This window comes from Halomonas sp. AOP12-B1-6, assembly GCF_052379225.1.
Taxonomy (GTDB): Bacteria; Pseudomonadota; Gammaproteobacteria; order Pseudomonadales; family Halomonadaceae; genus Vreelandella; species Vreelandella casei.
Map to the genome: position 1 here is coordinate 37,409 of NZ_JBQSYK010000006.1, position 20,754 is coordinate 58,162.

At 55.2% G+C, this 20,754-nt stretch carries 17 protein-coding genes; 4 read left to right on the forward strand and 13 right to left on the reverse strand.

Features of this window, described 5'->3' with window-relative positions:
• From tpiA to rlmE, 5 genes are all read right to left on the reverse strand, one after another.
• Positions 1–750, reverse strand: coding sequence for a triose-phosphate isomerase (gene tpiA, locus ACT3TR_RS16025; protein ID WP_444625806.1), 750 nt, complete (start codon positions 748–750; stop codon positions 1–3).
• A gap of 93 nt (positions 751–843) precedes the next feature.
• Positions 844–2,193, reverse strand: coding sequence for a phosphoglucosamine mutase (glmM, locus tag ACT3TR_RS16030; RefSeq protein ID WP_096276239.1), 1,350 nt, complete (start codon positions 2,191–2,193; stop codon positions 844–846).
• Complete coding sequence (gene folP, locus ACT3TR_RS16035; RefSeq protein WP_444625805.1) at positions 2,190–3,116, reverse strand: dihydropteroate synthase; 927 nt, start codon at positions 3,114–3,116, stop codon at positions 2,190–2,192. Before folP ends, glmM begins: the two co-directional genes overlap by 4 nt.
• 103 nt (positions 3,117–3,219) lie before the next feature.
• Positions 3,220–5,223 (reverse strand): ATP-dependent zinc metalloprotease FtsH, encoded by a 2,004-nt coding sequence (gene ftsH / locus ACT3TR_RS16040; RefSeq protein ID WP_096276243.1) that lies wholly within the window; start codon positions 5,221–5,223, stop codon positions 3,220–3,222.
• A 254-nt stretch (positions 5,224–5,477) separates the two neighbouring features.
• Positions 5,478–6,125 (reverse strand): 23S rRNA (uridine(2552)-2'-O)-methyltransferase RlmE, encoded by a 648-nt coding sequence (gene rlmE, locus ACT3TR_RS16045; RefSeq protein ID WP_096276245.1) that lies wholly within the window; start codon positions 6,123–6,125, stop codon positions 5,478–5,480.
• Between the two features lie 114 nt (positions 6,126–6,239).
• On the opposite strand from rlmE, the gene yhbY reads away from it, so the two are divergent.
• Entirely contained in the window at positions 6,240–6,566 is a 327-nt protein-coding gene (yhbY, locus tag ACT3TR_RS16050; RefSeq protein WP_096276247.1) for a ribosome assembly RNA-binding protein YhbY, read from the forward strand.
• A 122-nt stretch (positions 6,567–6,688) separates the two neighbouring features.
• On the opposite strand, the gene greA is transcribed toward yhbY, so the two are convergent.
• The 5 genes from greA to ACT3TR_RS16075 all read right to left on the reverse strand — a co-directional run bounded on the left by greA (position 6,689) and on the right by ACT3TR_RS16075 (position 13,210).
• On the reverse strand, positions 6,689–7,165 hold the full coding sequence (greA, locus tag ACT3TR_RS16055) for a transcription elongation factor GreA (protein WP_444625804.1): 477 nt from the start codon (positions 7,163–7,165) through the stop codon (positions 6,689–6,691).
• Positions 7,162–10,392: a carbamoyl-phosphate synthase large subunit gene (gene carB / locus ACT3TR_RS16060; protein WP_444625803.1), complete on the reverse strand. Its 3,231-nt coding sequence runs from the start codon at positions 10,390–10,392 to the stop codon at positions 7,162–7,164. Before carB ends, greA begins: the two co-directional genes overlap by 4 nt.
• A 98-nt stretch (positions 10,393–10,490) precedes the next feature.
• On the reverse strand, positions 10,491–11,636 hold the full coding sequence (gene carA / locus ACT3TR_RS16065; protein WP_444625832.1) for a glutamine-hydrolyzing carbamoyl-phosphate synthase small subunit: 1,146 nt from the start codon (positions 11,634–11,636) through the stop codon (positions 10,491–10,493).
• A gap of 393 nt (positions 11,637–12,029) precedes the next feature.
• Positions 12,030–12,836 (reverse strand): 4-hydroxy-tetrahydrodipicolinate reductase, encoded by an 807-nt coding sequence (gene dapB, locus ACT3TR_RS16070; RefSeq protein ID WP_444625802.1) that lies wholly within the window; start codon positions 12,834–12,836, stop codon positions 12,030–12,032.
• 92 nt (positions 12,837–12,928) lie between these two features.
• Positions 12,929–13,210 (reverse strand): DUF2218 domain-containing protein, encoded by a 282-nt coding sequence (locus ACT3TR_RS16075; protein WP_444625801.1) that lies wholly within the window; start codon positions 13,208–13,210, stop codon positions 12,929–12,931.
• Positions 13,211–13,521: 311 nt separating this feature from the next.
• On the opposite strand from ACT3TR_RS16075, the gene ACT3TR_RS16080 reads away from it, so the two are divergent.
• Genes ACT3TR_RS16080 through ACT3TR_RS16090 form a run of 3 tightly spaced genes read left to right on the forward strand, consistent with a single transcriptional unit; the run spans position 13,522 to position 16,473 of the window.
• Entirely contained in the window at positions 13,522–14,655 is a 1,134-nt protein-coding gene (locus tag ACT3TR_RS16080) for an ABC transporter substrate-binding protein (RefSeq protein WP_444625800.1), read from the forward strand.
• Entirely contained in the window at positions 14,645–15,730 is a 1,086-nt protein-coding gene (locus tag ACT3TR_RS16085; RefSeq protein ID WP_444625799.1) for a FecCD family ABC transporter permease, read from the forward strand. The genes ACT3TR_RS16080 and ACT3TR_RS16085 overlap by 11 nt, the downstream gene beginning before the upstream one ends.
• Complete coding sequence (locus ACT3TR_RS16090) at positions 15,724–16,473, forward strand: ABC transporter ATP-binding protein (RefSeq protein WP_444625798.1); 750 nt, start codon at positions 15,724–15,726, stop codon at positions 16,471–16,473. The genes ACT3TR_RS16085 and ACT3TR_RS16090 overlap by 7 nt, the downstream gene beginning before the upstream one ends.
• Here the strand turns inward: ACT3TR_RS16090 and ACT3TR_RS16095 are convergent.
• The 3 genes from ACT3TR_RS16095 to dnaK form a co-directional block, all read right to left on the reverse strand.
• On the reverse strand, positions 16,451–17,362 hold the full coding sequence (locus ACT3TR_RS16095) for a DMT family transporter (protein ID WP_441686525.1): 912 nt from the start codon (positions 17,360–17,362) through the stop codon (positions 16,451–16,453). The genes ACT3TR_RS16090 and ACT3TR_RS16095 overlap by 23 nt on opposite strands.
• An 88-nt stretch (positions 17,363–17,450) precedes the next feature.
• Positions 17,451–18,596 carry a molecular chaperone DnaJ gene (gene dnaJ / locus ACT3TR_RS16100; RefSeq protein ID WP_096276265.1) on the reverse strand — a complete coding sequence of 382 codons (1,146 nt, stop codon included), beginning with the start codon at positions 18,594–18,596 and terminating at the stop codon, positions 17,451–17,453.
• A gap of 138 nt (positions 18,597–18,734) precedes the next feature.
• Positions 18,735–20,669, reverse strand: coding sequence for a molecular chaperone DnaK (dnaK, locus tag ACT3TR_RS16105; protein ID WP_441686524.1), 1,935 nt, complete (start codon positions 20,667–20,669; stop codon positions 18,735–18,737).
• Positions 20,670–20,754 lie beyond the last annotated feature (85 nt).

The window sequence follows — 20,754 nt, forward strand, 5'->3', positions numbered from 1 at the left end:
TTATCCTGCTGACTGACAAATGGCATAAAAATCATCGATCTTAAGTGAGGCTCCGCCCACTAGACCGCCGTCTATATCCGGCTGAGCAAGCAGCTCCGCCGCATTACTTGCATTCATACTGCCGCCGTATAACAGCCGCAGCTGCTCGGCGAGCGTTTTATCAAAACCGGCCTGGTAGGCGCGAATGCCCGCCATCACCTCTTGTGCCTGCTCAGGCGACGCCGTGCGCCCCGTACCAATTGCCCAAACGGGCTCGTAGGCAATGACTACCTGCTGGCGCTGATCGGGCTCTAAACGCGACATCACATGCCCGACCTGACGAAGCACGACATCCATCGTACGCCCTGCATCGCGCTCTTCAAGAGACTCACCCACGCAGAGAATCGGCGTAAGCTCGACATTTAAGGCTGCCAGCAGGCGGGCAAAAATCTGCTCGTCGCTTTCTTTATAGAGCTGGCGGCGCTCCGAATGTCCTACCAACACATAGGACACCGCAAATTCTTTGAGCATACGACCACTGACTTCACCGGTATGTGCCCCTGAGTGAAGAGGGTTCAATGTTTGCGCGCCTAGTGCCAGCACTGTTCCTTCGAACGCATGACGCGCCGCATCCAAATAAGGAAACGGCGGAATAATAACGACATCTACATTCGCTGGCGACACGGCGGCGGAGAAGGCTTGACCGAACTCATTGATCAACGCCACGGAACCGTTCATTTTCCAGTTACCGGCAATTAAAGGCGTACGCATCGACTGTCCTCACTCAAGGTGGAGCGAAATGGTATAGGAGCGGCCTTGTCAAGACAACCGCTGTTACAAGCACAGACTCAGTTTACGGCATCATTAATCCAGTAAAGCCTTCACCTGAGCGGCCAGGTCGTTCGCCAATCGATCCACATCCAGATGGGCACGACCCTCTACCATCACGCGAATTAAAGGCTCTGTACCGGAAGGCCGGAGCAATACGCGACCCTCATCACCCAACGCCTGCTCCAATGCAGCAACCGCTTGCTGAAGCGGCGCCGATGCCATCACTTCTTTGGCATTGGTATCAGCGGGCAGGCGCACGTTGACGAGCGCTTGCGGGACTTTTTCTAGCTCTCTTAACAGCGTTGGCAGGCTCTTTTGCTCTCGCATCATCAGCGCCAACACTTGCAGCGCCGATACGATACCGTCGCCGGTCGTTTGCACATGGCCGCAGACAATATGCCCCGAAGACTCGCCGCCCAGCTCCCAGCCGTTCGTGGCCATGCGCTCCATCACAAAGCGATCACCGACGTTAGCACGCTCAAAGGGTATGCCTAGCTTATCTAGCGCCATGGCTAATCCAAAATTGGACATCAGAGTGCCAACAACACCCCCTTCGAGCAAACCGCGCTCGTGGCGGTCTCGGGCAATAAGGTAAAGAATATCATCGCCATCAATTTCACGACCGTCAGCGTCGACCAACAGCAAGCGGTCGCCGTCGCCATCAAACGCAATGCCCAAATCAGCACTCTGCTGAATGACCGCCGCACGCAGCGCAGCAGGATGCGTTGAACCCACCAGCTGGTTAATGTTTAGCCCGTTAGGCGAGGCGCCAATCGTCGAGACGTCAGCTCCTAACTCACGGAAAACATTGGGTGCGATATGATAAGTAGCGCCGTGAGCACAGTCCAACACGACTTTCAGGCCATGCAGGCTCAGCCGGTCGGGAAGCGTCGATTTACAAAATTCAATATAGCGGCCCGCCGCGTCATCAATACGCGTTGCCTTACCCAGCTGAGCGGCCTCCGCCGTGGTTAATGGCGCCTCTAGCATCGCCTCAATACGATCTTCCGTTTCATCAGGCAGCTTTTTGCCTTCTGCTGAGAAGAACTTGATGCCGTTGTCATCAAAAGGATTATGCGATGCTGAAATAACAATTCCCGCATCCGCACGAAATGTGCGGGTTAGGTAGGCAATACCCGGCGTTGGCATGGGCCCCAGCAGCGACACATCGACTCCCGCGGCAGAAAGCCCTGCCTCAAGCGCGGACTCAAACATATAGCCAGAGATACGCGTATCTTTACCGATGAGCACTCGCGTTCGGCCCTTATCACGGCGCAGCACCTGACCGGCGGCCCACCCCAGCTTGAGCATAAAATCAGCGGTAATGGGGGCTTTTCCCACGGTGCCGCGAATACCATCCGTACCAAAATAGCGCCTTGTCATGCACCAAACTCCTTAATCATAGACAGCTCAAACGGCGGCTCGCAACCTTCTTGCAGCACCGCCCAGGTCATATTGACGGCATCAACCGTTGCAGCGACATCATGCACGCGAAGAATATTCGCACCCCGCTCCACCGCCATCGCAGCCAGCGCCAAGCCACCAAACAGACGCTCTTCTACCGGGCGGCCCAACACCTTGCCAATCATGCTTTTGCGTGACATACCAACCAATAGCGGAAGCCCCAGCGCCTGAAGAGACGCCATGTACTTGAGCAAGCGTAAGTTGTGCTCAACGGTCTTTCCAAAACCAAAGCCCGGGTCGATTAACAACCTATTCCGACGCAGACCGGCCGCTTCACACTCGGCCACTCGCCGCGCCAAATACTCGGCCACTTCGACCTCAACAGGCTGCTGATAATTCGGCGCCTGCTGCATATCCTGAGGCTCGCCCTGGCGATGCATCAAACACACCGGCAAGCCACTGCCCACCGCCGCCAACAGCGCTCCTTCGCGCTCTAACGCACGTACGTCGTTAATCATCCCGGCGCCCAGCCCACTTGCCTCCCGCATCACGGCCGAGCAGCTGGTATCCACAGAGACCAGCGCATCCAGCTCGCGCACCAAGCGCTCTACCACTGGAGCCACTCGATCCAACTCCTCTTGGGAGCCAATCGCTAGAGCGCCGGGGCGTGTCGATTCGCCACCGACATCAATGATCGCCGCCCCTTCTGCCAGCATCTGCTCGGCATGCCGTAACGCGTCATCTAGCGCCACGTGCTGCCCGCCATCGGAAAAAGAGTCCGGCGTCACATTTAGTATACCCATCACACGCGGGAAGGATAAATCCAGCAGATGACGCCCACAGCGCAGCTGTGAATCACTGCCAGCGACGCGCTGAGGATATGTGTCCAAAGTTGATTTCATGCTGCAGCCTAGTCAAGAAGAAAAACGTGGCAGTCGTATGTGCACAGCATAACAAAAAAGGCGCCCCTTGACGGGGCGCCTTTTGGCTCATTCAACGCTGTCACTATGGCCCTGCCGGACCGCCCAGCGGGTCTGAGGGGCGACGGCGCGGCGTATCGTCGTCATCCTCTTCAGCATCGCTGTCAGGTGGGCCAGAAGCAACGTTATCTCCGGCCTGAACGTTAGACTTTTCACCACCGGCAGGCGTGCCGCCGCCCGGCGAGTCGCCATCATTCCAACCTTCCGGCGGACGCGGATCGCGGCCTTCCATGATGTCCTTCAACTGAGAGGCATCAATAGTTTCATACTTCATCAGCGCCTCAGCCATCGCATCAAGCTTATCGCGATTATCGGCCAAGATTTGACGTGCCTGCTCATAGCAGTCATCAATAATTTTGCGCACTTCTTTATCAAGACGCGTGGTGGTATCGCCAGACTTCATCTTGCCTCCACCCTGACCTGGGCCACCAAGGAACTGATGCGACTCGTCCTCGTCATACATGATCGGCCCCATGGCGTCCGACAAACCCCACTTAGCGACCATATTATGCGCCAGCTCGGTAGCACGCTTGATGTCGTTAGAGGCACCGGTAGTCACACCGTTCGGGCCTAGCGTCATCTCTTCAGCAATACGACCACCAAACAGCGAGCAAATCTGGCCCAAAATTTGTTGGCGTGAAAGGCTATAGCGATCTTCCTCAGGCAAGAACATCGTCACGCCCAGCGCTCGGCCACGGGGGATAATCGTCACCTTGTAAACCGGGTCATGAGACGGCACGACCAAACCAATAATGGCGTGACCGGCTTCATGGTAAGCCGTATTGAGCTTTTCTTTATCGGTCATAACCATCGATTTGCGCTCAGCGCCCATCATGATCTTGTCCTTGGCCAGCTCAAGCTCTTCCATGCTGACAACACGCTTGTTACGGCGCGCAGCAAACAGTGCAGACTCGTTGACCAGGTTAGCTAAATCGGCCCCGGAGAAGCCCGGCGTACCGCGAGCAATCAGCTGTGGCTTAACATCATCGGCAAGCGGCACTTTGCGCAGGTGAACACCCAAAATATGCTCACGACCACGAATATCTGGCAAGCCCACGGTTACCTGACGGTCAAAGCGACCTGGACGCATCAGTGCGGGGTCAAGCACGTCTGGACGGTTGGTGGCCGCAATCACGATGATGCCTTCGTTAGCTTCAAAGCCATCCATCTCGACCAGCAGCTGGTTCAACGTCTGCTCACGCTCGTCGTTACCACCGCCCATACCGGTACCACGCGAGCGGCCCACGGCATCGATTTCATCGATAAAGATAATGCACGGCGCCTGCTTCTTAGCCTGCTCGAACATGTCGCGTACTCGAGACGCACCCACGCCGACGAACATTTCAACAAAGTCAGAGCCTGAGATAGAGAAGAAAGGCACTTTGGCTTCGCCTGCAATCGACTTTGCCAGCAGCGTTTTACCGGTACCCGGCGGCCCCACCATCAGCACGCCGCGCGGAATCATACCGCCTAGGCGCTGAAACTTAGTCGGATCACGCAGAAAGTCGACCAGCTCTTCCACTTCTTCTTTGGCTTCATCACAACCCGCCACATCGGCAAAGGTCGTTTTAATCTGATCCTGAGAGAGCAGCTTAGCCTTTGATTTACCAAAGCTCATTGGGCCGCCTTTACCACCGCCGGCCCCACCCTGCATTTGGCGCATAAAGAACATGAAGATGCCCAAAATCAGCAGAATCGGGAAGCTAGCGATCAGCAGGCGCGTCCAGATGCTTTGCTGCTCTGGCGCCTTACCCACAACCGTGACGTTATTGCTTAGCAGGTCGTCCATCAGCTTAGGGTCTTCCGCCGAAGGGCGAATCGTCTGAAACTCAGAGCCGTCCGTACGCTCACCGCTGATGGTGTAACCATCAATCGTCACGCTACGCACCTGCTGGTTTTGCACCTGCTGCACAAATTGGGAATAATTTGTGCTTTGCGGTGCGCTTTCCGTACTGAAATTATTGAACACTGTCAGTAAGACGGCCGCGATGACCAACCACAGAATCAGGTTCTTCGCCATATCATTCAAGGGGCTACCCTCATTACAAGAATCCGTCAGTTAAACCCTGATGCCAAATAAACGCTGCCGTTAAGACCGCATATCAGCATCAAGTACTCAACCATTGCCAAAGCGTGTTCTGCCTCGGGCCATCTGTGTCACGCGCATTGGCTGCGTCTAATGTGACACGCATTGCATTTGCCTGTCTGGCAATTGCGCTAATAAATCTTGGCTATGAACCACGCGGTTATTTGCCCCTGTCATAAGAACGCTCACAAGGTCAGCTACCCGCGAAAACCTTCTGCCAGGAAATACACCTCACGAGAGCGCGCCCGCGACGCATCTGGCTTTCTAGTCACCACTTTGCTGAAGCTACCGCGCAGCTCCTTCAAGTAGGCGTCAAACCCCTCACCTTGGAATACCTTCGCTAAAAACCGACCACCGGGTGACAGCGTTTCGCGCGCCAGCTCTAATGCCAGCTCCACTAAATATATCCCCTGGGGCTGATCTATCGCAGCCATCCCACTCATATTGGGGGCCATGTCTGACATCACAAGGTCTACACGACGATTATCGAGGCGTTTTAGTATCGCTTCAAGCACCGCCTCTTCTGTGAAATCGCCCTGGATAAAGTCTACACCGGCCAAGGCATCCATCTCCAGAATATCGGAGGCGATAACAATACCCTCAGGCCCTACTTTCTCCGCAGCGATCTGGCTCCAGCCTCCGGGCGCAGCGCCCAGATCGATCACCGTCATACCAGGACGCAGTAGCTTATCCTTTTCATCCAACTCAAGCAGCTTGTAGCTAGCGCGCGAACGATACCCATCTTGCCAGCTCTGCTTGACGTACTGGTCGTCAAAATGCTCCTTCTTCCAGTTATTACTGGTCTTGCTTACCGAATGCTTACGACTTGGGGGCTTTTGCTGCATGTGAAAATCTAACACTAGAATAAGAGAGGGGCGCGTTTACGCGATCGCTTTCACTCGATGGCGTTTCACCGTAAGATGGTGCGTTAAGCGCTAACCGGGATACCGCAAGATACCATGAGCTTGTCACAGGCACAAAAGAAAGCATTTCGTAGCATTGGCCACCACCTTAACCCTGTGGTCACCGTTTCTGAGAACGGCGTCTCCGAAAATTTGCTCGCAGAACTTAACCGCGCGCTCACCGATCACGAACTGATCAAAGTGAAGCTCGCTCTTCCTGAACGTGATGAACGTGCTGCCATGGTAGCCGAACTGATCACCAACAGCCGTGCTGACCTCGTGCAAACCATTGGTAAAATGGCTCTGCTTTATCGCAGGAATCCACAGGTAAATCCGAAGCTGTCTAATGTTACCCGCTTTGAGAACCACCACGGCCGCTACTAAACGTTAAACGTAATCACTAAGCGGGCAGCGCATTAAACTGACGCGCCGCCGACTGTGTTCGTAACGACATAGCACGTAACGGCATATCAAACGCCCCTCAGCATGCTGAGGGGCGTTTTTTATTAAATATATTCGACGCTACCGACTTCGTACTCGACATCGCCGCCCGGTGTTCTAACCACCACAATATCCCCCTCTTCCTTGCCGATTAGGGCGCGAGCAATAGGGGATGTCACCGAGATGCGTCCGGATTTAATATCCGCCTCGTCCTCACCAACGATCCGGTAAGTGACTTCGGCATCGGTGTCTAAATTTTGCATCGACACGGTGACGCCAAAAATCACTTTTCCCGTGTTTGGCAACTTAGCGACATCAATCACCTGGGCGACGGAGAGCTTGCCCTCAATCTCCTGGATACGTCCTTCGATAAATCCTTGCTGCTCGCGTGCAGCATGGTACTCGGCGTTTTCTTTCAGATCGCCGTGCTCACGCGCTTCAGCGATGGCCGCGATTACCTGGGGGCGAGCTTCGGTTTTCAGATGATCAAGCTCTTCACGAAGGCTTCTTTCCCCCGCAACTGTCATCGGGACCTTGTTCATTTATTTGCTCCTGCATGCAGATCCTGAAGGCGCCGCACCGTAATTTCCCTACCGTACTCAAGCGCCATGCAAACAGCATTAGCGCCCGCCAAGGTGGTGGCATAGGGCACCTTGCGCGAGAGAGCAGTACGGCGAATGACCGAAGAGTCGTTAATTGCCTGACGACCTTCAGTAGTGTTCACGATGTAGGCAATTTCGTCGTTCTTGAGCAGATCGACGATATGGGGACGACCTTCGTAGACTTTGTTAACGTGCTCCACGGCAAGCCCAGCAGCTTCCAAAGCAGCCGCTGTTCCGCGTGTTGCGCATAGTGTAAAACCTAATGCTAACAGAGAACGCCCGACTTCGATAATCCCCGCCTTGTCCGGTTCACGCACGGAAAGGAAGGCTTTACGCGAACCATCAAGCGCAGGAATCGCCTCTCCCGCCCCTAACTGCGCTTTGAAGAACGCCTCAGCGAAAGTATCACCAGAGCCCATAACTTCGCCGGTTGATTTCATTTCTGGCGATAAAATCGGATCCACGCCCTGAAATTTATTGAATGGGAAGACGGCTTCTTTCACGCTATAAAAATGCGGGATAATTTCGTGTTCAAACCCCTGCTCCGCTAGGGTTTTACCCGCCATACAACGAGCGGCAATTTGGGCCAGCGAAATACCGATGCATTTAGACACAAAAGGCACGGTACGTGAGGCGCGCGGATTCACTTCGATCACGTAAATCTCGCCGTCCTGCCAAGCCAGCTGCACGTTCATTAAGCCCTTAACACCCAGCTCAACGGCCATTTGCTTCACCTGATCGCGCATTTTGTCCTGCACGTCAGCAGGTAGCGAATAAGGCGGCAGCGCACAAGCTGAATCACCGGAGTGAACACCCGCTTGCTCGACGTGCTGCATAATGCCGCCAATCACAACCTGCTGGCCATCTGACACCGCATCGATATCGATCTCGATCGCCGCGCTCAGGAAGTGATCCAGCAATACCGGTGAGTCGTTAGAGACTTTCACCGCGTGAGTCATGTAGTTTTCAAGCTCAGAGGCGTCGTAAACGATTTCCATAGCGCGGCCGCCAAGTACGTAGCTTGGGCGCACCACTAGCGGATAACCAATCACCTCGGCTTTATCAAACGCTTCTGCAAAGCTCCGCGCTGTCGCATTAGGCGGCTGCTTCAGGCCAAGCTTATCGATCATCACCTGGAAGCGCTCGCGGTCTTCTGCACGGTCAATAGCATCCGGGGTGGTACCGATGATCGGTACGCCAGCGGCTTCCAGCTCACGCGCGAGCTTCAGCGGCGTCTGGCCGCCAAACTGCACGATAACGCCGACCGGCTTCTCTTTATCCGCAATTTCGAGCACGTCTTCCAGCGTCACCGGCTCAAAATAGAGACGATCAGAGGTGTCGTAGTCGGTGGACACGGTTTCGGGGTTGCAGTTGACCATGATGGTTTCATAACCGTCGTCACGCATCGCGATAGCGGCGTGTACACAGCAGTAATCAAACTCAATGCCTTGGCCGATACGGTTGGGGCCACCGCCCAGCACCATAATTTTCTGACGATCAGATACATCCGCCTCGCACTCCTCTTCGTATGTGGAGTACATATAGGCGGTGTCCGACGCGAACTCAGCGGCACAGGTGTCAACGCGCTTGTAGACAGGGCGAATACCGGCAGCCTGACGCGTTTGACGAAAGTCTTTTTCGCTCACGCTCAGCAGCGTTGCCAGACGCGCATCACCAAAGCCTTTGCGCTTAAGCTGGTAAAGCTCACGGGCAGAAAGATCGGGCAGCGAGCGCTTAGCAACGGCATTTTCAGTGAGAACTAAATCTTCAAGCTGCACCAAGAACCAAGGGTCGATATTGGTCAGTGCAAAGACCTCATCAACGCTCATCCCTGAGCGCATGGCGTCGGCCACGTAGAAAATACGCTCGGCGCCGGCGGCCTGCAGCTCGCCCTGGATAGTCGCCATATTTTCCGGCGTGAAATCAGTGATGATCGGGTCTAGGCCATCGTTACCGGTTTCCAGGCCGCGCAATGCTTTTTGCAGCGACTCCTGAAAAGTGCGGCCAATCGCCATCACCTCGCCCACTGACTTCATTTGCGTGGTTAAACGGTCATTGGCCTGTGGGAATTTTTCAAAGGTGAAACGCGGAATTTTAGTAACCACGTAGTCGATCGACGGCTCAAAGGACGCCGGCGTACGGCCACCGGTAATATCGTTTTGCAGCTCGTCCAGCGTGTAGCCAATCGCCAACTTAGCGGCGATTTTAGCGATCGGGAAGCCGGTCGCCTTAGAGGCCAACGCCGAGGAGCGAGACACTCGCGGGTTCATCTCGATAACAACCAGGCGACCAGTCTTCGGGTCCATGCCGAACTGCACGTTGGAGCCACCGGTTTCCACACCAATCTCGCGCAGTACGGCTAGACTGGCGTCACGCATGATCTGATATTCTTTATCGGTCAGCGTTTGCGCTGGTGCTACGGTGATGGAATCACCGGTGTGCACGCCCATCGGGTCGAAGTTTTCAATCGCGCAGACGATGATGCAGTTGTCGTTTTTATCGCGCACCACTTCCATTTCATACTCTTTCCAACCCAGCAGCGACTCATCAATGAGCAGCTCATGGTTGTTAGAAAGCTCAAAGCCGCGCGTACAAATCTCTTCAAACTCTTCTTTGTTGTACGCGACACCGCCACCGGAGCCACCCATGGTGTAGGAGGGGCGAATAATACTTGGGAAGCCCAGCTCAGCCTGAATCTCCCAGGCTTCACTCATGCTGTGCGCGACTTTGGCTTTGGGGCATTCCAAGCCGATGCGCTTCATGGCCTGGTCAAACAGGTCGCGATCTTCGGCCATGTTAATCGCATCGGCGTTAGCACCGATCATCTCAACGCCGTATTTTGCGAGTACGCCGTGGTGGTCTAACTCCAGCGCACAGTTAAGCGCCGTTTGACCACCCATGGTGGGCAAAATAGCCTGGGGTCGCTCGGCTTCAATGATTTTTTCCACCGCCTGCCAGGTAATCGGCTCAATGTAGGTGGCGTCGGCCATCGCCGGGTCGGTCATGATGGTCGCGGGATTGGAGTTAACCAAAATAACGCGGTAACCCTCCTCACGCAGCGCTTTACACGCCTGAGCGCCGGAGTAGTCAAATTCGCAGGCCTGGCCGATCACAATCGGTCCAGCGCCAATGATTAAAATACTGTTGATATCGGTACGCTTAGGCATAACGGTTCCCACAAAAAATGATGACGATGAGCGACAAAAGACGGCGATAAAGTGATGCAGCGGTGCTAGGCGAAAGCTTTCAGCAGCAACTCGATGCCTTAGCGACGCGCCTGCATCATGGCCACAAAGCGATCAAACAGCGGTGCTACGTCTCGCGGGCCGGGGCTCGCCTCTGGGTGGCCTTGAAAGCTGAACGCTGAGCGGTCAGTGCGCTCAATACCTTGCAGGGTGCCGTCGAACAGCGAACGATGCGTAGCCCGCAGATTGGCAGGCAAGGTCGCTTCATCTGCCGCAAAACCATGGTTTTGGCTGGTAATCATCACCTTACCAGTGTCTAGATCTTGCACCGGATGGTTAGCGCCGTGATGGCCATGGCTCATCTTGAGCGTTTTCGCACCAGAGGCGAGCGCCAGCAGCTGATGGCCCAGGCAAATCCCAAACAGCGGAATATCGGCTTCCAACACGTCCTGAATGGCTTTAATGGCGTAATCACAGGGCTCTGGGTCGCCCGGGCCATTGGCCAAAAAGACCCCATCAGGGTTCATGGCCAGCACATCAGCAGCGCTCGTTTGCGCTGGCACCACGGTAAGCCGGCAGCCGCGCGCAGCCAGCATGCGCAGAATGTTGAATTTAACGCCGTAATCAAACGCCACCACGTGGTAAGGGCGCTCGCTTTTCGTGGTATCCGCGTAGCCTTGGCCCAGCGTCCACTCGCCTTCCGTCCACTCGTAAGGGGCTTTGCACGACACTTCTTTAGCCAGATCCATTCCCTTCAGACCAGGAAATGCCTTGGCGGCGTCTAGCGCCCGCGCTACTGCGTCATCGCCTTCGGCGTCAGCACCCGCCAGAATAGCCCCGTTCTGGGCACCCTTATCGCGCAGAATGCGCGTTAGGCGGCGAGTATCAATATCGGCAATGCCCAGCACGTTCTGACTTTTCAGATAATCCGACAGCGATTGCTCAGAGCGAAAGCTGCTGGCCATTAACGGCAAATCGCGAATCACCAAGCCCGCCGCCGCAATCGACCCAGACTCGATGTCTTCGGCATTAATGCCGGTATTGCCGATATGAGGATAGGTGAGCGTAACGATTTGGCGAGTGTAGGAAGGGTCAGTGAGGATTTCTTGGTAGCCGGTCATGGCCGTATTGAACACCACCTCACCGCTTGTTAGTCCATCCGCGCCAATGGCGATTCCATGGAAAACGCTACCATCTTCCAGAGCCAATATTGCGGGTTTGCTCAATGCGGTGTTATTCAAAACAAGATCCTCCCATGCTGGTGGGAGCCTGTTGGGCGCAGGCTCAGCAATTTCTGCATTAAAACTTCTTTGAAATAAGGGCCGTAAAAAAGCGGGACGAAGCCGATAAAAAGAATCGGTTTCATCCCGCTTGTTGTTCGATGCCCTTTCAGAGCCGCTCACTTAACATCAATATGAAAGCGGACTCGGGCAGGCTTTGGGCTGGCCAACGCAACAAGCGCGCCGTTTGAGTCTTCTTAGCCACCCGGCCAAAATTTTTGAAATGTTACAGGAATTTTAGACCTAAGACTACCCCTTAATCATAGAGCGATCCTACATAGAACCATTCTACATAGAACTATCCTAGCGAAGGGTCTCTACTAAAATAGCGGCAACGCCTTAAGCCAGCCCCAGCACATCCTGCATATCGTAATGGCCGTTGTCTTTATCCGCGACCCATCGAGCGGCGCGTACGGCACCTTTGGCAAACGTCATGCGGCTGGAGGCCTTGTGGGTAATTTCAATACGTTCACCTTCGGTCGCGAACATCACCGTGTGCTCGCCGACAATATCGCCTGCGCGCACGGTGGCGAAGCCGATCTCTTTGTCGGTGCGCGGGCCGCACTGGCCAACTCGTTCGAACACGCCGTGCTCTTTCAAGTTACGCCCCAGGCTTGCGGCGATGACTTCGCCCATTTTGATCGCAGTGCCTGATGGGGCATCGACCTTATGGCGATGATGCGACTCAATCACTTCAATATCATAGCCTTCATCGCCCAGCGCCCTAGCAGCGGTCTCCAGCAGCTTCAGGGTAAGATTGACGCCAACGCTCATATTGGGCGCAAACACCATGGGCACGCGATCGCGATAGCTATCCAGCGTTGCTAGCTCGTCATCACTCATCCCCGTGGTGCCAATCACAATGCGCTTGCCATGCTCGGCGCAGAATGCCAGGTTGGCCAGCGTGACCTGAGGCGACGTGAAGTCAATTAGCACATCAAAGTCATCGACAATCGATTCAAGCGAATCGACCGCGACAACGCCGCGCTTACTCACACCGGCAAGTTCACCAATATCAGCCCCCGCCAAGGAACTGCCTTGCGCTACAACGCCGCCCGCCAGCGTCGCCTCAGCCTCTAGCTCTATCGCATTTACCAACGTGCGGCCCATTCGACCAGCCACGCCTACAATGGCAATTCGAGTCATGCAAACTCCTGTGCTACGACTTGATAGGTAAAAGAAAGTGCTCACTAATTGGCCGCGATTATAGCAGATGCACAAAAGCTCTCTTTACTCGCTCAGTTCTCCCACACCACGACTATCTCTTCATCGCCAGCCATACGGATTAGATGGCGCTCAACCACACCTTCAAGCTCATCCAGGTGCTCCTCTTCCAGCGCTTCAATAGCGATCAATAATGTACCGGACTCAGCGCGCATTAAGCAGGTGCCCGTCGCAAACGTGATCTTGCCTTGCTGGTCGTCCTGTTCAACGTCCAGCTTATGCGCCCAGTGTTTACATAAACGGTTGATCAATCGCTCAGCCGACGTGGTTTCAATTTTTGCACGAGATAAAGGCATAGTACTGCTCCATTTTATAAGTACTCACACGCTTAAAGCCGCTCTAACATTAGCATTATGGATGAAAAAACGCCGTGCCTTCACGGCAATTTGCGTGGCTAAGCAATGACAAGCGCGCTTAAATCGACAAAAATCGCATCCCACAAAAAACAATGAGAATCAGTTATAATACAGTTTGCATCTTTAATGCGATCAGATCACGATAACGCGCCAGAAAAGTCCCTTCATTGCTTATCTGTCGCGTGCAACTTCCCAATATCGATTCGTCAATCAACCTCGATTTTTTATCAACACCGACCTCCGAGAAAAAAATGCTCAGCTTTAAGCACTTAAAACGCCTGCTTGGCACTCTCATAGCATCTGGCTTCTGCGCCACTGCAATAGCTGATGACATCACCATTACCGATATCGCTGGCCGCCAAGTCACGCTAGACGGACCTGCAGAGCGCGTTATCTTAGGGGAAGGGCGGCAAATTTACCTACTGGGGCTACTCGAGCCAGAAGCCCCCTTTGCCCATGTAGTGGGTTGGCGCGAAGATTTTTCTCAGGCTGACCCGGACAACTACGCCCGCTATCTCGAGCGCTTCCCAGAGATTGAAGCGATTCCTACCTTTGGCGGCTTTAAAGACGGCACCTTCGATGTGGAACAGGCAGCCTCTCTTAATCCCGACGTAGTACTGATGAATATCGAAGCGAAAGCGGCCACAGAGGACGCTGCCTATGATGAAAAACTGGCACAGCTGGGCATTCCTATTATCTATGTAGACTTTCGTGAAGATCCGCTGGCAAACACTATTGCGTCCATGCGGATCATCGGCCAAATCATGAACGATGAAGCCGCGGCCGAAGCCTTCATCGAGTTTGCAGAGAGCCAGCTGGCACGCGTCACTGATGTGATTGCCGAGGCAAACCCTGATCGCCCAAGCGTATTTATCGACCGCGCCGGCGGCTACTCCGATGAGTGCTGCATGAGCTTTGGCCCAGCCAACTTTGGCGAATATGTAACCCTCGCTGGCGGCACCAATATTGCCGAAGGCATTATTCCTAACAGCTTCGGCAACCTGAACCCTGAGCAGATTATTGCCGCTAACCCCGACCATGTGGTTGTTACCGGCGGCAACTGGGATGCCTACGTACCTGGCGGCGACTGGGTGGGCGTCGGGCCTGGCTCAGATAAGCAACAGGCTCACGCCAAGCTGGAAGCGCTGACCGAGCGCACCGCGATGACCGGCATTAAGGCCGTTGAATCTGGCAACTTCCACGCTATTTGGCACCAGTTTTACAACAGCCCTTACTACTTCGTGGCGGTACAGCAATTAGCCAAGTGGCTACACCCCGAGCTATTTGAAGACCTGGACCCGGAAGCCACCATGGAAGAACTGCACGAACGCTTCCTGCCCATCGACTATGAACCCGGCTACTGGATATCGCTCCATGACGACTGATACGAGGATAACGGAAACGGAGGTAACAGAGCGCCTTTCACAGGGGCGCGCCTTTTACCATAGCCAGGTGTTCCGCCGCCAACTGATATTGGTTGCACTGGTGTTAGCGCTGTTTTTTAGCCTCTGCGTTGACCTGGCCCTCGGCCCCGCCCGCTACAGCCTGGGCGAAGTCATCGCGGCACTATTCACGCCGGGCAGCGTTAGCCAGCAGGCGCGGGTAATTGTCTGGGAAATCCGCATGCCGGTGGCACTGATGGCATTGGTGGTGGGCGCCAGCCTGTCAGTTGCCGGGGCGCAGATGCAGACCATTCTGAGCAACCCGCTCGCTAGCCCGTTTACCCTGGGAATTTCCGCCGGGGCTAGTTTTGGCGCCGCGCTGGGCCTCGCTTTTGGGGTGGCTATTGTGCCCGCCGCCATTGAGTTTGTGGTGCCTATCAACGCCTTCGTGATGGCCATGTTTACCGCGTTTTTAATTCATGCCTTAAGCCTAAAGCGCGGCGTGACGGTGGAGACGATTGTGCTGCTCGGCATCGCCATGGTGTTTATCTTTAACTCTTTGATGGCACTGATTCAGTTCTTTGCCAGCCAGGAGGCGGTATCCGCGGTGGTATTCTGGACCATGGGCAGCTTGACCAAAGCCACCTGGCCCAAGTTCTGGATCGCCCTCAGCATTCTCGCTTTGTCGATGCCGCTGCTTGCCCGGCACGGCTGGGCACTGACCGCTATGCGCCTGGGCGATGCCAAAGCCGAGAGCATGGGCGTCAATCCCCGCGCGCTGCGCTTGGAAGTGCTGGTGCTGGTGTCGCTACTCGCTGCTATCGCGGTAGCATTTGTCGGCACCATCGGGTTTATTGGCTTGGTGGGCCCGCATATTGCGCGCATTTTGCTGGGTGAAGATCAGCGCTTCTTCCTGCCCGGTTCGGCGCTGTGCGGCGCGCTCATCCTTTCGGTGGGCTCGGTTATCTCCAAGATCATTATCCCCGGCACCATCATCCCCATTGGCATTATCACTTCGCTGGTGGGCATTCCCTTCTTTCTATTTCTAGTGCTTAACCACAAGAAGGCCTCATGGTAACGCTACAACTGAGCCGCGTATCCGCCCGCTATGGGCGACGCCCTATTCTGCAAGAGATCACCACGCCCTGCTTTCAAGGCGGGCAAGTCGTCGCGCTGCTGGGCCCCAATGCGGCGGGTAAGTCGACGCTTTTTAGGCGCATTTTAGGGCTCTTGAAAGGCGAAGGCGAGGTGACAATTAGCGGCACCAGCGCCGAGCGGCCAGTGGGTTATATGCCCCAAGACACGGGCGCTAAAGCAGTACTCACAGTATACGAATCGGTGCTTTTGGCGCGCATGCAAGGGCGTGGATTAAAAGTGCAGCCTGAGGATTTAGCCCAGGTGGATCGCGCACTGGACGAGCTGGCGATTACAGCCCTTGGCGAGCGCGATATTGGCGACCTCAGCGGCGGCCAGCGCCAGTTGGTCAGCGCCGCCCAAGCGCTGGTGCAAGAGCCGGAGATTCTGATGCTGGATGAGCCCACTTCGGCACTCGACCTTAACCGGCAAATTAGTCTGTTGGCGGTGCTGCGCCGGCTGGCCGACGAGCGCCAGATGCTGATTCTGGTGGCACTCCACGACCTGGGGCATGCGCTACGCTTCGCCGACGCCGCTATGCTGCTGGAAAATGGCCGCCTGATTGCCTGCGGCCCCACCGCTGAAGTGATTACGCCAGCGCTGTTGCAGCAAGTATATAAAGTCACGGCCCGAATTGAACCGTGCTCGAAAGGCCAGCCGCAGCTTATCGTCGAAGCAGCCATTTAGCCGTTAACCTAAGCCGCCGCCCTTCCATCGCCGCTAGCGCTACCCCGCTTAACATCAGCGGTAGCGCTAGTAGGAAGCCGCTGGAGACCGGTATGCCAAACAACACCCAATCGGCGAGCACAGGCCACACCAGGGCAATATATTCAAAAGGCGCCAACCGCGACGCCTCGGCATAGCGCAGCGCTAATGTCATCGCGATATGGGCAGCGCCGCCAAACAGGCCCGACAGCACTAACAGCACAAATTCCATTCGCGTCAATGCGGCCCACCCCAACGGAAGCGTGGCAAGCCCAGCCAGCGTCGCGACCACAATAAAGTAGAATGCAATCGAAGCCGCACTTTCGGTTCGCGAAATTCGCCGGACGGTTAATAGCGCTCCCGCCGTTAACAGCGCACCGAGTGCGCCTAGCGCATACCCGGTCGCTTGCCCACTGGCGGCACTCGCATTTAACCCAGGCAATATCAGCACCGCCACCCCAGCAAGCGCTAGCGCCACGCCCCCCATACGGTAGCGCGAGAACCGTTCACCCAGTAGCAGCACGCCACCCAACGCCATAAACACCGGCGTAAGCTGGGCCAGCAGCGTCGCCTCCGCCACCGGCAGTAACGCAACGGCTGCGAAAGAGGCAAACATTGCCGCCGCTCCCAACCCTGAACGCAGCGCATGCCCTACCGGGCGGCGAGTGGCCAGTCCGCGCGGAAATTCTCGCCGCAGCATGAGAAAAATCACCACGGGGAGTAATGCAAACAGCGAGCGAAAAAAGACCGACTGCCCGACCGGCACGTCATCACTCACGGCTTTAATGCACACCAGCATTCCCGTGAACAGCATCCCTGAGAGAATCCTCAGCCAGATGCCCAGAGACACTTTTTCTTGAAGATTATCCATGGCGCGTAGCATTTCCTAAACAGCAAAAACCCCCGGACGAACCGAGGGTTTTTGAACCAGATATCTAGCGTAGATCCATCATCTCAGATTAGGGCTTCATATCTTCGAAGAAGCTTTTCACGCTATCGAAGAAGCCACTTTTCTTAGGCGAATGGCTATGGCTGTTGCTGCCGTCAAAACTCTCCTGAAGCTGGCGCAGTAAATCACGCTGCTCGTCGTTAAGTTTCACCGGCGTTTCCACGACCACTTTGCACAGTAGGTCGCCAGCGACGCCGCCACGTACCGGCTTAACGCCTTTACCACGTAAGCGGAAAAGCTTGCCGGTTTGAGTTTCCGGCGGAATCTTCAGCTTCACACGGCCATTGAGCGTCGGCACCTCAAGCTCACCGCCTAGCGCAGCATCAACAAAGTTGATCGGCACTTCGCACTGCAGATGCTTACCGTCACGCTGGAAGATGTGGTGCGGCTTGATCGATACCTGAACGTAAAGATCGCCTGCCGGACCACCGTTGACGCCGCTTTCGCCTTCGCTGTTTAAACGAATGCGGTCACCGGTATCCACGCCGGGCGGAATCTTAACGGAGAGTGTCCGCGTTTCGCGCACGCGCCCTTCGCTATTACACTTATGGCAAGGCACCTTGATGTGCTGACCAGACCCGTGACACGTCGGGCACGTTTGCTGCACGGCAAAGAAGCCCTGCTGCATGCGCACCTGGCCGTGGCCATGGCAGGTAGGGCACGTATCTTTAGAGGAACCGGGTTCAGCGCCACCGCCATCGCAGCGATCGCATTCAATATGACGCGGTACGCGAATATCGACCGTGGTGCCAGCCACCGCGCTTTCCAGATCCAGCTCTAGGTTGTAGCGTAGGTCTGAACCACGAGCGGGTGCGTTAGGGCCACGACGACGACCACCGCCGCCACCAAAGATATCGCCAAACACATCGCCAAAGATATCGCTGAAATCACCTGCGCCGGCACCCGCGCCGCCGAAACCGCCGCCCTGACCGTCAACGCCCGCATGGCCAAACTGGTCATAAGCAGCGCGCTTTTCGCCATCGCTAAGCACTTCATAGGCTTCAGACACCTCGCGGAATTTCTCTGCTGAGGTGTTATCGTCCGGGTTTCTATCAGGGTGGAATTTTTGCGCCAGACGGCGATAGGCCTGCTTGATCTGTTTCTGATCGGCCCCTTTTTCAACACCCAGGACTTCGTAATAATCGCGTTTGGACATAGGCCCTACGCCTCCTGGTTAGCTGCGCATTTCACTGCGCCTTTTAACACACATTTAACGACGCGCGTCTTGGCTGCGGAAACAGCAACGCGGGAGTAGGCTCCCGCGTCACCGCACTGCTTGTCAGAAAGACGTTACTTACGGCTTTTTCTGATCGTCGTTAACTTCTTCATACTCGGCATCAACGACATCATCTTCCGGCTTGGTGCTTGCATTTTCATCGCCTTCACCGCCCTCTTGCTGAGCCGCTTCTGCCTGCTCGGCGTACATCTTCTGAGCTAGCTGGCCAGAAGCTTCGGTCAGCGCATCCAGCTTCTTCTGGATGTTATCGACATCGTCGCCTTTCACGGCCTCTTCCAGCTCAGTGATAGCGGTCTCGATAGCCTGTTTCTCGTCATCAGTCGCTTTATCACCAGCTTCTTCCAACGTTTTGCGCGTGGCGTGAATCATGCCATCAGCCTGGTTGCGCAGCTGTACCAGCGTTTCGAACTTTTTGTCCTCTTCCGCGTGTGCTTCAGCGTCGCGCACCATCTGCTCGACTTCTTCATCCGACAAGCCGCTAGACGCCTTGATGATGATGGACTGCTCTTTACCCGTTGCCTTGTCTTTCGCCGACACGTTAAGGATACCGTTAGCATCCAAGTCAAAAGCGACTTCGATCTGCGGCACGCCGCGCGGTGCAGGCGGGATGTCGGCAAGGTCAAAACGACCCAGCGATTTGTTTTGCGAGACCTGTTTACGCTCACCCTGCACGGCGTGAATGGTGACCGCCGTTTGGTTGTCGTCCGCGGTCGAGAAGGTTTGCGTCTTCTTGGTCGGGATAGTGGTGTTCTTATCTATCAGCGGCGTCATTACGCCGCCCAGGGTTTCGATACCCAGGGTCAGCGGCGTCACGTCAAGCAGCAGCACGTCTTTAACGTCACCGCCCAATACACCGCCCTGAATCGCTGCACCTACAGCAACCGCTTCGTCAGGGTTAACGTCTTTGCGGGCCTCTTTACCAAAGAAGTCAGCGGCTTTCTTCTGCACCATCGGCATACGTGTCTGACCACCGACCAAGATGACTTCGTCGATTTCAGAAGCGGACAAACCAGCGTCTTTCAGCGCCATTTTGCACGGCTCAAGCGAACGCTGAACCAGGTCTTCTACCAGTGATTCAAGCTTAGCGCGTGTCACTTTAACGTTAAGGTGTTTCGGACCGGTGTTATCAGCCGTGATGTACGGCAGGTTGACGTCGGTATGTTGCGCGCTAGACAGCTCAATTTTAGCTTTCTCAGCCGCTTCTTTCAGGCGCTGCATAGCCAGGTTGTCGCCGGAAAGATTAATACCGCTATCCGCTTTGAACTGGTCAACCAGGTAGTTAATCAGCGCCAAATCGAAATCTTCACCGCCCAGGAAGGTGTCGCCATTGGTGGCCAGCACTTCAAACTGAGTTTCGCCGTCAACGTCAGCAATTTCGATGATAGAAATATCGAAAGTACCGCCACCCAGGTCATAAACCGCGATGGTTTTGTCGCCGCGCGACTTGTCCATACCGTAGGCCAGTGCGGCAGCGGTCGGCTCGTTGATAATGCGCTTAACGTCTAGACCCGCGATGCGGCCGGCATCTTTAGTCGCCTGACGCTGGCTGTCGTTAAAGTAGGCCGGCACAGTAATAACCGCTTCGGTCACCGCTTCGCCCAAGTAGTCTTCGGCGGTCTTTTTCATTTTCTTCAGCACTTCCGCACTAACCTGCGGGGGTGCCATTTTTTTGCCTTTTACTTCAACCCACGCATCCCCGTTGTCTGCTTCGGCAATTTTGTAAGGCACCATCTTGATGTCTTTCTGGACAACGTCGTCTTTAAAACGACGGCCAATTAAGCGCTTGATGGCATACAGCGTATTTTCTGGGTTGGTGACCGCTTGACGCTTGGCGGCCTGGCCGACCAGTGTTTCACCATCGTCGGTATAGGCGATGATAGAAGGCGTGGTACGACCACCTTCGGCATTTTCAATAACTTTAGCACTGTCACCATCAAGCACGGCCACACAAGAGTTGGTGGTGCCCAGGTCGATACCAATAATACGTCCCATAGCAATAACCTCGAATTTGGTAGTTATAAACAAAAAATTTAAAACATAACTGCGGGTTTCCCCGCGGGGTTGCCCTATATCTGGG